Below are 12,286 nucleotides of genomic sequence, written 5' to 3' on the forward strand. Positions count from 1 at the left end.
TGGTAGCCTTGTCTGGCCGCCGGCGGTCGATGGGTCGAACGATCGTCCGACCGGTCGGCCTCCATGATTCACCGCATGACCACTGTCCCGGATTCATCGATGCCCGATTTCCTGCAGAACCTTCGCGACCTCCTGCACGACCGAGACGCTGCCGACCGGCGCGCCGATGACCCGCACGCGCTCCCGCGAGCCGCTGCGGTCCTGCTGCTCGAGATTTCCGTGACCGATGCCGGCGGGGACGAGGCCGAGCGGGCCGTGATCGAGCGTGCGATCCGCGCCCGTTTCGAGTTGCCGGCCGAGGACCTCGACGCCTTGCTGCGCGAGGCCGAGCGGCTGCGCGAAGACGCGGTCTCGCTGCACGATTACACGCATCGGCTGCGAACCGGCCTGTCGGTGGACGAGCGGGCGGAACTGGTCGGCTGGCTCTGGCGGGTCGCCTGGGCCGACGGGGAGGTGGGGCGGCACGAGGAGCACCTGGTGCGGCGCCTGGCCGACCTGCTGGGGGTGCCGCACCGGGAATTCATCCGACGCAAGCACGAGGCGGGCCCGGCCTGAACCGCTGTCGGCGTGCGGGCTTGCCGCGGCGAGGGCTCCGCGGGCCTCGCGTCAGTCGACGAAGAACTGCTGGCGGAAATCGAAGGCGTAGGGATCGCCCTGGTGGCCTTCGGGGCTGACCTGGACGGAGAAGTTCAGGGTTTCCTCGTTGTGCACGCGGAAGGTTCCGATGTAGTAGATGGCATCCTGATCGCGGACCTCGCGCAGCTCGATGTCGCGGCGCTGACCGGTCAGGTTGGTGGCGGTCGCGGTGATCCGCGCCGGGACGGCTTCCACGGCGTCGGCATCCAGCACCGTGACGTTCAACATCGCCCGGGTACCGGCCCGCTGGATGCCGTAGGCGCGGGCGACCTCCGGCGTCAGCATGTTGGTGTTCAGGGCGTTGTAGTGGACCCGGTAGGGACCGAAGGTCTCGGCCTGCTGGCCGAAGGCGGGACCGGTCAGCGCGGCCGACAACATCGCGAACAGCAACCAGCGAGTCGCCGGGGGCATCGGTCGGAACGAGGGCAGGGTGCGCATGGCGGTCTCCTTCGGTGACGATCGGTCGGATGGCGAAATCGGGTGACGGTCCCGTGCGACAGGCACGGCCTGCGTCGACGGCCCGCATCGATGGCAGGGAGCGACCGTTACGCCTTCGATGCTACTCCGCGGCGACCGATCGAAGCAAGCGAGCGACGTCGGCCCTTCGCGCGTCAGCGAATTCCGATGAGGATCATCAGGAACTGGATTCCGATCAACGCGACCAGCGGCGACAGGTCGATGCCGCCGAGCGACGGCAGCACCCGGCGGATCGGTTCCAGGACGGGACGGGTGAGCTGGTAGATGAGCGGAATGATCGGATGGCGCATGCCGCCGCCGACCCAGGACAGGATCACCTCGGCGATGATCAGCACCAGGTACATCATCAGCAGCATCCGGATCAGGCGCAGCAGGGTGGCCAGCAGCATGTCGGCCACCGGCAGCGCGTAGCCCCCGATCGCCAGCACCGCCGCCAGCGCGATGAACTGCAGGACGAACAACCAGATCACCGCGGCGGTGTTGAATCGGCCGAAGCGGGGAACGACCCGGGCCAGCGGTGCGACCAGCGGTTCGGTGATCGTGAGCAGGACCTGGCAGATGGGGTTGTAGTAGTCGGCACCGACCGCCTCGACCAGCACGCGCAGCATCAGTGCGGCGAGGTAGAGGCTGAACAGCGTTTCGACGAGGAAGGCGAAGGCGTTGCCGACCGACCCGCCCATCAGTCGGCGCTCCCCAGCTCCCGGCCGCGCCGGATCGCGGCATCGACGGCACGGGCGACGATCGCCGGCAGGCCGTCGGCGCTGAACTGGTCGAGGGCCGCCGCCGTGGTTCCGCCCGGCGACGTCACGCGCTCGCGCAGGGTGCCGGCGTCGGTTTCGCCGTCGGCCAGCATGGCGCCTGCGCCTGCGGCAGTCCGGTCGGCCAGCGTGCGCGCCGCGTCCGGCGGCAGGCCGGCGTCGATCCCGGCGCGCGCCAATGCCTCGGCCAGCGCGAAGAAGTAGGCCGGGCCGGACCCCGAGATCGCGGTGACCACGTCCATCAGCGCTTCGTCGTCGACCTCGACCACGGCGCCGACCGCGCCGAACAGCGATCGCACCGCGGCGCGCTGCTCGTCGCTGCACGCCGGCGCGGCGTACAGCCCGGTCGCGCCCTGGCCGAGCAGGGCCGGCGTATTCGGCATCACGCGGACCACCGGGCGCGGGCCGCCCAGGCCGCGCTGCAGGCGCTCGACCGGGATCCCGGCCGCCACGCTGGCCACGACGGCTTCCGGGCTCAGCGCATCGGCGATGGACGCGAGGACGCGGTCGATGACCTGCGGCTTGACGGCCAGCACGACGACGTCGGCGCCATCGACCGCCTCGAGGTTGTCGTCGGTCACGTGAATCGCACCGAGCTCGCCCACGCGCTGACGCGTCGCGGGGTCGGGGTCGGCGGCGCGCAACCGCTCGGAAGGGTGACCGTCGGCCAGCAAGCCGCCGATCAGCGCCTGGGCCATGTTGCCGGCGCCGATGAAGGTGATTGTCTGTTTCATGCCGGGGATTCTAAAGCACGACGGTCGACCACGATGGACGGTCTACGGGCGAAGGATGGACGAACGGTGGGTGATCAGCCGGGGCGCGGGCCGAACAGGGCGGTACCGATGCGGACCACGGTGGCGCCCTCGCGAATCGCGGATTCGAGGTCGGACGACATGCCCATCGACAGCGTGTCGAACCGGGCGCGGTGCTCGGGGAATTCGTCCCGCAGCCGGTCGAGCAGGGCGCGCAGGCGAGCGAAGGCGGGGCGCGCGTCCTCGGGCGATTCGGTCGCGGCGGGTATGGCCATCAGGCCGCGCAGGACCAGCGTCGGGCGTGCGAGCACGTCGGCGGCCAGTTCGACCACGTCGTCCCGCGCGCAACCCGACTTCTGCGCCTCGTCGTCGATGTTCACCTGGACCAGCACGTTCAACGGCGGGCGGTCCGCGGGGCGCTGGTCGGCGAGGCGCCGCGCGATCTTGACCCGATCGACGCTCTGGACCCAGTCGAAGCGCTCGGCCAGCGTGCGCGTCTTGTTCGACTGGACCGGGCCGATGAAATGCCACTCGGGTTGCCTCGGGCCGAGGGCGTCCTGCTTGGCGACCGCTTCGTCGACGTAGTTCTCGCCGAAGGCCTCGACGCCGAGCTCGTGCATCGCGCGGACCTCGTCGCTTCCGCGGGTCTTGCTGACGGCCAGCAGGCGCACCGACCCCGGGTCCCGGTCACAGGCCCGGCAGGCCGCGTCGATGCGGGCCCGCACCTCGTTCAATCGGTCGATCAGGTCTTCGGATCCGGGCATTTTGTCGTTGAAGCCGCTTGAGGGTATGATCGGAACCCAGTGCATCTGGCCGGGCTGCGTGCGAGCGTGCAGCGGCTCCGGCGGCCGAACCGGGGACCGTCATGGATATTACCGAACTGCTTGCGTTTACCGTCAAGAACAACGCCTCCGACCTCCACCTGTCGGCAGGCCTGCCGCCGATGATCCGCGTCGACGGGGACATCCACCGGATCAACGTTCCGGCGATCGAAACCAAGGAAATGGCCGACCTGATCTACTCGGTCATGAACGATCACCAGCGGCGCGATTTCGAGGCCGAGCTGGAAGTCGACTTCTCCTACAAGGTGCCGGGCCTCGCGCGCTTCCGCGTCAACGCCTATCACCAGGACCGGGGCACCGGCGCGGCGTTCCGCGTCATCCCGAACGAGATCTGGACCCTCGAAGACATGCAGGCGCCGCCCGTATTCCGCGACATCATCGATGTGCCGCGCGGGCTGGTGCTGGTGACCGGGCCGACGGGTTCGGGCAAGTCGACCACGCTGGCCGCGATGGTCGATCACCTCAACAAGAACGTGGCGGGTCACATCCTCACGATCGAAGACCCGATCGAATTCGTCCATTCCTCGAAGAAGTGCCTGATCAACCAGCGCGAGGTCCACAAGGACACCAAGGGATTCAATCAGGCGCTGCGCTCGGCGCTGCGCGAGGACCCCGACATCATCCTGGTCGGCGAGCTTCGCGATACGGAGACGGTCCGGCTCGCGCTGACCGCCGCCGAGACCGGTCACCTCGTGTTCGGTACCCTGCATACCTCCTCGGCGGCCAAGACCATCGACCGGATCATCGACGTCTTCCCCGGCGAGGAAAAGGAAATGGTCCGCTCGATGCTTTCCGAGTCGCTGCGCGCCGTCATCTCGCAGACGTTGATGAAGAAGGTCGGCGGCGGTCGGGTGGCGGCCCACGAGATCATGATCGCGACGCCGGCGATCCGCAACCTGATCCGCGAAGACAAGGTCGCCCAGATGTACTCGGCGATCCAGACCGGTCAGAACGTCGGCATGACCACGCTCGACCAGAGCCTGAGCGAGCTCGTGCGCCGCGGCCTGGTCGCCAAACCCGAGGCGCGCCGCAAGGCGGTCGACAAGCAGGCCTTCGCCTGATCGGACGGTTCAAGCCTCGACTCGTGCCGCAATCCACGGAAGGACGGAGTTCTCCATGAGTGTGATCGACAGCTGGTTGAAGATGCTGCACGAGCAGCGAGGTTCCGACCTGTTCATCACGGTCGGTGCACCGCCGTGCATCAAGGTCAATGGCAAGATCAAGCCGGTCAATCGCGAACCGCTGAGCAAGGAGGCGGCGACCAGCATCGTGCTCGGCACGATGAACGAAGAGCAGGTCGAGCAGTTCAAGCGGGAGCGCGAACTGCAGTACGCGATCTCGATCGAGGGCTTCGCCCGCTTCCGGATGAGCGCCTTCTACCAGCGCAACTCCATCGGCGTGGTCTGCCGCCGGATCGAGACCCGCATCCCGAGCTTCGAGGAACTGGATCTGCCGCCGGGCCTGGCCGATATTTCCATGACCAAGCGCGGCATCATCGTCATGGTCGGTGCGACCGGGACCGGCAAGTCGACCACGCTGGCGGCGATGATCGGCCATCGCAACGAGAATTCCACCGGTCACATCATCTCGATCGAGGATCCGATCGAATACGTGCATCGCCATCGTCGCTGCATCGTTACCCAGCGCGAGGTGGGGATCGATACGGAATCGTTCGAGATTGCGCTGCGCAACACGCTGCGCCAGGCGCCGGACGTGATCCTCATCGGCGAGGTCCGGACCCGCGAGGCGATGGAGCACGCGATCACCTTTGCCGAAACCGGCCACCTCTGCCTGACCACCCTGCATGCCAACAACGCCAACCAGGCGATGGACCGCATCCTGCACTTCTTCCCGGAAGATCGTCATCAGCAGGTGCTGCTGGACCTGAGCTTCAACCTGAAGGCCGTGGTCGCCCAGCAGCTCATTCCCTCACTCGACGGTTCGCGGCGCCATGTCGCGCTGGAGATCCTGCTCAACAGCCCGCTGGTCCAGGAGAAGATCCGCAAGGGCAAGATCGACGAGCTGAAGCAGATCATGAAGGACTCCACCCACCATGGAATGGTCACCTTCGACCAGAGCCTGCTGAAGCTCTACCAGGAAGGCCTGATCTCGTACGACGAAGCGGTTCGTCACGCGGATTCGGCCAACGAGGTGCGTCTCGCGGTCAAGCTCAGCGAAGGCGGCGATGCCGAATCGCTGTCCGAGGGGCTTCGCGATGTGGACCTGCTCGACCACGATTGACGTCCGAGGCGTTAACGGTCGCTTAACCGCTTCTTTCGTAAGCTGTCGGCAGACCGTGAAGCATGATCGGTCGAGTGACTGTAGTGCACTGCTAGTGATTACGGAAACGGGGCATTCTTGAGCCCGGGCCGAGCGCCCGGGCTTTTTTATGCGACGGCCGTGTCGGGGGAACAGGAGCTGGACCATGCGCATTCTGATCATCGAGGACAACCGGGATATCGCAGCCAACCTGGGCGACTACCTCAGCGACCGCGACCACGAAGTCGACTACGCCTTCGACGGGGTGACCGGCCTGCGGCTCGCCCTGGCGCACGAATTCGACGCCATGGTGCTCGACCTCCAGCTTCCCGGTCTGGACGGGTTCGAGGTTTGCCGGCGGCTGCGCGAGGAAGGCCGCAAGGAGACCCCGGTGCTGATGCTGACCGCGCGTGACCAGATCGACGACAAGCTCGCCGGCTTCGACTCGGGCGCCGACGACTACCTGGTGAAACCCTTCGAGCTGCGGGAGGTGGAGGCCCGGCTCGAAGTGCTGGCGCGGCGCGGACAGCGCATCGCGCCGCGCGAACTCGACGTCGGGGACCTCCACTTCGACCTGCAGACGCTCACGGTGTCGCGCGCCGGCAAGCAGATCGACCTCAACCCGATCGGCCTCAAGCTGCTCGAGAAGCTCATGTCGGCGTCGCCCGCCGTGGTCACGCGGCGTGACCTCGAACACCACGTCTGGGGTGAGGAACTGCCCGACAGCGACAGCCTCCGCGTGCACATCCACGGTCTGCGCGCAGCCATCGACAAGCCCTTCGACCAGCCGATGATCCGCACCCGCCACGGCATCGGCTACAGCCTCGTCGATCCGGATGACCTACCGGCATAGGCTCCGATCCCGGATCATCGGATCGTTCGTGCTGTTCGGCACGCTGCTCAGCGTGCTGTTCGCCGTTGCCGTGCTGCTCGTCCAGAGCCAGCTCGAGGACGCCCTGATCGCGCGAACCCTCGAACAGGAGCTCGATCAGTACCTGACCGAGCTGCGCCAGGACCCGTCGCTGGTCGAACCGTTCTACTCGCGCATCCAGGGCTACGTTACCCGGCCCGGTCGAGCCGAGATCGTGCCCGAGTCGTTCCGGGAACTGCCGACGGGGGTCCACGACGTGCGCGACAACGGCGCCATGTACAAGGCCGCGGTGCGAAAGGATCCCGACGTCTGGGCGTTTTTGACCTACGACGTCTCGGAGAATCGCGAGCTGGCCCGGCGCCTGGTGATCGCGCTGCTGGTCGCGATCGCGCTGTTCTCCCTGCTTTCGCTGGCGCTTGGCGTGTGGTCCGCGGGCCGGGTGATGGCGCCCGTGTCGAACCTCGCCCGGCGGCTGAAGGCCCTGGAGGGTAACGAGGGGCGGCTGGACCTGGCGCGGCACTTCCCGGATGACGAGGTCGGGCAGCTCGCCGCCGTGGTCGACGAGTACGCCCTGAAACTGCATGAACTGGTCGAACGGGACAAGGCGTTCAATGCCGATGTGTCGCATGAGTTGCGCACGCCGCTGGCGGTGATCTCCGGCGCCACCGAGCTGCTCCTGGCCCAGCCCGACCTGCCGGACCGGACCCGTGAGCGCCTGCTCCGGATCGCCCGCGCAGCACGCCAGTCGACCGATATCACCACGGCGCTGCTGCACCTGGTCCGCGCCGAGCGCGGCTCGGCGGGCGAGGCGACCAAGCAGGACGTCGGTGACGTCGCCGAGCAGTTGATGGACAACTATCGGCCGCTGGTCGCCGATCGCGAACTCGATCTCGAGGTCGTCCACGATGCCCGGCTCAGCGTGATCGCGCCGGAAGCGGTGCTTGCCGTGGTGCTCGGCAACCTTCTCGGCAACGCGGTGCGCTACACCCACGAAGGGCGGGTGGAAGTGCGCATCGTGCCCGGCCACGTCCGGATCCTCGACACCGGCCCCGGCATACCGGCCGAGGAGCTTCCACACGTGTTCGATCGCCACTTCCGCGGTCGCGAATCCGGCGGCAAGGGATCCGGGCTGGGCCTGTCGATCGTCAAACGCCTCAGCGACCTCTACGGCTGGCGAATCACGTTCCGGAACCGTCGCGATCGCTCCGGACTGGATGTCGACGTCGCGTTCTATCCGGACATGGATACGATCGAAGGCGCGTCGGAGCGAGCTCCGGACGGCCACGCCGGTCAGGCATAATCGTCGGTCGATTCACGCCCCACGACTGCCATGGCCATCATTCGCTGCCCCTCCTGCTCCTCGCGCATGTCGTCCAAGGCGCAGGCCTGCCCCAACTGCCATACCCCGATCGGTCAGCTCAGCCAGGAGGAGCGCGATCGCCTCGCGATCCGCCGCTGGCGCGCCCAGGCCTACCGCGCGCGGAATTTCACCTACCTGGCCATGACGCTGGTGGTCGTCGGCATGGTGTGGTGGTGGCTGGCGCCGCCACAGGGCCTCGGCTTGCCGGTGCCGTCGGTGGCCGGCGGACTGCTGGGCCTCGGCCTGGTCGGCTACCTGGCCGCCTGGGGATGGCTGGTCTGGCTGAAGTTCTTCGGCCGCCCCGATACGGGCGGCTGAGGTACACGGCCCTTCGCGCATCCAGGGCCGGGGAACGGTCGGTCAGCGAATCCGTTCGACGTTGGTGCGCTTGTTGAAGCCTTCGACCTGCAGCGTCCAGTTGCCGAGGAGGGCGGGGCGGATCAGCACCCTGGGATTCTCCATCGGCGGGGTGGTGTAGCGGTCGTTACCGGTCTGTTGCCAGACCATCCCGTTGTCGAGGACGAATTCCGTCTTTCCGCTCCAGCCGGAGAACTCGCCGACGATCCGGGCCTCGAACGGCTCCTGGGGCATGCGGTCGATCGGCCCCGGTCCGGCCGCTTCCTCGCGCTGGCGTTCGATCAGCGCCAGGGCCTCTTCCTCGGCCAGCGAACGCGCCCGGATCCACGCGTTCAGCGCCGCGAGCTCGGCGTCGCTGAGCTTGTCGAGCCCGGCCGCGCGGAATTCGGCGGCGGTCATGCGTTCTTCCAGGGAAGAGAAGCCGATGTCGTCCTGCGCGGACAGGGGAGCGGCTGCGGCCAGGAGCGACGCCGCCAGGGCGAAGGTTGCGATTCGTTTCACGGTGGGGTCCAGGGATTCGGTGCGTTCAATGACCGGGCATTCTACAGGTCATGCTTGTAGCGAACGTAGGGAATTCTGCCGTAGATGCGGTCGATCGAGGCATCCAGCGCCGCATCCGCTCCGTCGACGTCGTCGGGGCGCTGGTCGAGCAGGTTGCTCACGCCGACGCTGATCGACGCGTTGGCCGGAGCGCGCCAGGACAGTTCGATGTCGAACGACGAGAACCCCTGGCCGCGCGCCTGCTCGCCCAGCCAGTAGGGAAGCTCGCGGTACTGACCGGTCAGGTCGGCGCGGAAGCGATCGAGTTGCCAGCCGATGCCGAGCCGCCCCGCGGTCTGGACGTCGTCGCCGGCGTAGCCGACCGGTAGGCCGCCTTCGACCAGCGGGACGAGGCCGAGATCGGTCGCGAACGACGGCTGGGAGCGGCGATAGCGCTCCAGCTGGAGATCCAGCAGCAGGTCGCCGACGCGGCGGGTCTGCAGGCCGAAGCTGATGTTCATGTTCACGCCCTCGACCGATTCCGAGACCGGAATCGTCGGGTCGATCGCCGAGGTGATCGCGGCCGGCTGCAGCGGGCCGCCCGGAGCGTCGCGACCGGCGAAGGCGCCGGCGCCGATCTGCAGGCCGGGCGCGGCGAGCCACTGGCCCCGGACCTGGACCAGGCTGCCCGCGTTGTCGGGGAGCGGCCGGTCGATGATGCGGCAGTCCTCGACCAGGAACGACTCCAGCCGTCGGGTTGCCCGGCTGCACTGGACATGCGCGAGGCTGGCCGTATTCATCTCCCAGGCGTCCAGGGACCACGAGAAGGCCGGCTCGGCGCCGGTCGCGAAGCCCGGGCCCGCAATGGTGTCGGAGACCGTGTCGAAGGCCAGCGTCGCGGCCAGGCGGGGACGGCCGTCGGCCACCGGGCGGACGGGGTCGAAGCGAACGCGGCCGGTGTCCACGACCGCGTCGACGGGCAGTCGAAGCGCGGAGCGTGAGGCAGATGGATTTGTGGTGCGGGTCGTCGGCAGGATCGCCGCTTCGTTCTCGACCGTGGCGGACAGGGACGATGGCGGCGGCGTTTCGCCGTGATCCGCCTGGGCCGACACCGGGCCGGCGACCAGGACGGCTGACAGCGCGCAGCAGGCCGCGAGGCCGCTCACGGCGACTCGGTTCCCCCACGAATTGGTCCAGTAACGCTCCATTACCCGTCTCGGACCGCGCGATTCCGCGGAAGTTTTGCCGATCGGTGCATCGGTTTTATCGCATGATGCCTCGACAGTCTTGTGAAAATCAATCATTTAGGCAGACTTTCGAACGCCGCGAGGCAGGAATGTCGGCCAAGCCGCCCGCGGTGGGTTTGCAAAAGCTGCACGCCTTGGGTAGCTTTGTCGGCTTGCATCCCTGACGGAAAGGAACTTCCATGAGCCGTTTCCTGGTTGGAATCGACGGCAGTGAATGCGGCGATCGGGCGCTCGATGCCGCACGGGCGCACGCCGCCGCGGCCGACGCCGAGCTGCTGGTCTGCTACGTGATTTCCTGGTCGCCGTTCACCTTCTCGACCGCGCAGGAAAATGCCGAGCGGCACCGCCGTCGGGAAGAAGAGCTGTCGATCGCGCGGACCAAGATTCTCGAGCCCCGCCTCGAGTCCCTGGACCGGGCCGGCGTCAAGGCTCGCGGCCTCGCTCGTCACGGTCACCCGGCGAAGACGCTGACCGCCCTGGCCGACGAGCACGACGTGGCCATGATCATCATCGGCCGCTCCGGCGACACGCCGATGAAGACCCGGTTCTTCGGCGGCACGGCCGCAGCGCTGGTCCAGACCGCGTCCTGCCCGGTGCTGGTCGTCCCGTGATCGCTGCCGATCCGGCCCTGAATCACTCTCCGTCCTCGAACAGGAATCGATCCATGACACGTTTCCGCTGCGGCCCGATGCTGGCCGCGCTCATGGCCTCCCTGCTGGCGTCGACGCCCGCGCTGGCGCAGGAAGGCGTCGACAGCGTCATCGACCGCATCGTCACCCCGCTGTCCGACGGTCTCTCCGCCGCGATCTTCTGGGAGATCCCGCTTCCCTTCGTCGATCAGGGGGTCCCCTTCATCGTCGCCTGGCTGGTCGTCGCCGCGCTGATCTTCACCCTGTACTTCGGGTTCATCAATCTGCGTGCGATGAAGCATTCGTTCCGGCTGGTTCGCGGCGACTTCACCCCGCCGGACGCGGCCGGCGAAGTCACCCATTTCCAGGCCCTGGCCACCGCGCTGTCCGGCACCGTCGGCCTCGGCAATATCGCGGGCGTTGCCCTGGCGGTCTCGATCGGCGGTCCGGGGGCGACCTTCTGGATGGTCCTGGCCGGCCTGCTCAGCATGAGCACAAAGTTCGTCGAGTGCACGCTGGGCGTGAAATACCGCAACGAGTACGAGGACGGCACCGTTTCGGGCGGCCCCATGTACTACCTCAGCAAAGGCCTGGCGGCCGAATATCCGTCCCTGAAGGTGGTCGGCAAGGTGCTGGCGATGGTCTTCGCGGTGTTCTGCATCGGCGGCACGCTCGGCGCCGGAGCAATGTTCCAGACCAACCAGGCGTTCAGCCAGCTGGTCAACGTCACCGGCGGCGAGACGAGCGCGCTGAACGGCTACGGCTGGCTGTTCGGGCTGGTCATCGCGGCCCTGGTCGGCCTGGTGATCATCGGCGGAATCAAGTCGATCGCTCGCGTGACCGAAAAGGTCGTGCCGCTGATGGCGATCCTGTACGTCACCTCGGGCCTGCTGATCATCGGCATGAACGTCGATCAGGTCCCGACCGCGTTCAAGGCGATCCTCGAGGGTGCCTTCGATCCCTCGGGTGTCTACGGCGGCTTCATCGGCGTACTGATCCTCGGTTTCCGTCGCGCCGCCTTCTCCAACGAGGCCGGCGTCGGCTCGGCGGCGATCGCCCATTCCGCGGTGCGCACCGACAAGCCGGTCACGGAAGGGCTGGTCGCCCTGTACGAACCGTTCATCGACACGGTCGTGGTCTGCACGATCACGGCGCTGGTGATCATCATCACCGGCTCGATGGCCGACGGCAGCACGATCGAAGGGGTTGCGCTGACCTCGCGCGCCTTCGCGTCGGCCTTCGACTGGTTCCCGGTCGTGCTGCTGGTCGCGGTGCTGATGTTCGCGTTCTCGACCACGATTTCCTGGTCCTACTACGGCCTGAAGTCCTTCACTTACCTGTTCGGTGAGGGCAAGTCGAAGGAGAACCTCTTCAAACTGATCGTGCTGGCTGCGATCGTGGTCGGTTCGTCGATCAACCTGGCCTCCGTGATGGACTTCGCCGATGCCATGATCCTGGCGATGTCGCTGCCCAACCTGATCGGCGTATATCTCCTCGCGCCGGTCGTGAAGCGCGAACTCAAGACCTACTGGGCCGACTACAAGGCCGGGCGCCTGCAGACCTACAAGTAACGGTGGGCTCGATCCGCCGGGGCGGTCGACGCCCCGGCGGCCTCTCT

The 12,286-nt window shown here is 67.4% G+C and carries 14 protein-coding genes; 8 read left to right on the forward strand and 6 right to left on the reverse strand.

Annotation, left to right across the window (positions count from 1 at the left end; all coding sequences use genetic code 11):
• The first annotated feature begins 75 nt into the window (after positions 1 to 75).
• Complete coding sequence (locus tag KUV67_13480) at positions 76 to 555, forward strand: TerB family tellurite resistance protein (GenBank protein ID MBY6205896.1); 480 nt, start codon at positions 76 to 78, stop codon at positions 553 to 555.
• Positions 556 to 606: 51 nt separating this feature from the next.
• On the opposite strand, the gene KUV67_13485 is transcribed toward KUV67_13480, so the two are convergent.
• The 4 genes from KUV67_13485 to KUV67_13500 all read right to left on the reverse strand — a co-directional run bounded on the left by KUV67_13485 (position 607) and on the right by KUV67_13500 (position 3,387).
• Positions 607 to 1,074 carry a DUF4426 domain-containing protein gene (locus KUV67_13485; GenBank protein ID MBY6205897.1) on the reverse strand — a complete coding sequence of 156 codons (468 nt, stop codon included), beginning with the start codon at positions 1,072 to 1,074 and terminating at the stop codon, positions 607 to 609.
• A 173-nt stretch (positions 1,075 to 1,247) separates the two neighbouring features.
• Entirely contained in the window at positions 1,248 to 1,793 is a 546-nt protein-coding gene (locus KUV67_13490) for a YggT family protein (GenBank protein MBY6205898.1), read from the reverse strand.
• On the reverse strand, positions 1,793 to 2,605 hold the full coding sequence (gene proC, locus KUV67_13495; GenBank protein MBY6205899.1) for a pyrroline-5-carboxylate reductase: 813 nt from the start codon (positions 2,603 to 2,605) through the stop codon (positions 1,793 to 1,795). The genes KUV67_13490 and proC overlap by 1 nt, the downstream gene beginning before the upstream one ends.
• 74 nt (positions 2,606 to 2,679) lie before the next feature.
• Complete coding sequence (locus tag KUV67_13500; GenBank protein ID MBY6205900.1) at positions 2,680 to 3,387, reverse strand: YggS family pyridoxal phosphate-dependent enzyme; 708 nt, start codon at positions 3,385 to 3,387, stop codon at positions 2,680 to 2,682.
• A 101-nt stretch (positions 3,388 to 3,488) separates the two neighbouring features.
• On the opposite strand from KUV67_13500, the gene KUV67_13505 reads away from it, so the two are divergent.
• The 5 genes from KUV67_13505 to KUV67_13525 all read left to right on the forward strand — a co-directional run bounded on the left by KUV67_13505 (position 3,489) and on the right by KUV67_13525 (position 8,273).
• A complete protein-coding gene (locus KUV67_13505) occupies positions 3,489 to 4,526 on the forward strand; it encodes a type IV pilus twitching motility protein PilT (protein MBY6205901.1) in 1,038 nt (345 codons plus the stop codon).
• Between the two features lie 55 nt (positions 4,527 to 4,581).
• Complete coding sequence (locus KUV67_13510; GenBank protein MBY6205902.1) at positions 4,582 to 5,706, forward strand: PilT/PilU family type 4a pilus ATPase; 1,125 nt, start codon at positions 4,582 to 4,584, stop codon at positions 5,704 to 5,706.
• A 184-nt stretch (positions 5,707 to 5,890) separates the two neighbouring features.
• Positions 5,891 to 6,577 (forward strand): response regulator transcription factor, encoded by a 687-nt coding sequence (locus KUV67_13515; GenBank protein MBY6205903.1) that lies wholly within the window; start codon positions 5,891 to 5,893, stop codon positions 6,575 to 6,577.
• Positions 6,561 to 7,895, forward strand: a complete 1,335-nt coding sequence (locus tag KUV67_13520) for a HAMP domain-containing histidine kinase (GenBank protein ID MBY6205904.1) — start codon at positions 6,561 to 6,563, stop codon at positions 7,893 to 7,895. Before KUV67_13515 ends, KUV67_13520 begins: the two co-directional genes overlap by 17 nt.
• 30 nt (positions 7,896 to 7,925) lie before the next feature.
• A complete protein-coding gene (locus KUV67_13525; protein ID MBY6205905.1) occupies positions 7,926 to 8,273 on the forward strand; it encodes a hypothetical protein in 348 nt (115 codons plus the stop codon).
• A gap of 42 nt (positions 8,274 to 8,315) precedes the next feature.
• Here the strand turns inward: KUV67_13525 and KUV67_13530 are convergent, their stop codons facing one another.
• Positions 8,316 to 8,813 carry a hypothetical protein gene (locus KUV67_13530; protein ID MBY6205906.1) on the reverse strand — a complete coding sequence of 166 codons (498 nt, stop codon included), beginning with the start codon at positions 8,811 to 8,813 and terminating at the stop codon, positions 8,316 to 8,318.
• Between the two features lie 41 nt (positions 8,814 to 8,854).
• Complete coding sequence (locus tag KUV67_13535; protein ID MBY6205907.1) at positions 8,855 to 9,958, reverse strand: TonB-dependent receptor; 1,104 nt, start codon at positions 9,956 to 9,958, stop codon at positions 8,855 to 8,857.
• 260 nt (positions 9,959 to 10,218) lie between these two features.
• On the opposite strand from KUV67_13535, the gene KUV67_13540 reads away from it, so the two are divergent.
• On the forward strand, positions 10,219 to 10,650 hold the full coding sequence (locus KUV67_13540; GenBank protein ID MBY6205908.1) for a universal stress protein: 432 nt from the start codon (positions 10,219 to 10,221) through the stop codon (positions 10,648 to 10,650).
• Between the two features lie 77 nt (positions 10,651 to 10,727).
• Positions 10,728 to 12,239 (forward strand): alanine:cation symporter family protein, encoded by a 1,512-nt coding sequence (locus tag KUV67_13545; protein MBY6205909.1) that lies wholly within the window; start codon positions 10,728 to 10,730, stop codon positions 12,237 to 12,239.
• The last annotated feature ends 47 nt before the right edge of the window (positions 12,240 to 12,286 follow it).

The organism is Halomonas denitrificans (assembly GCA_019800895.1).
In the GTDB taxonomy this organism is placed as follows: domain Bacteria; phylum Pseudomonadota; class Gammaproteobacteria; order Xanthomonadales; family Wenzhouxiangellaceae.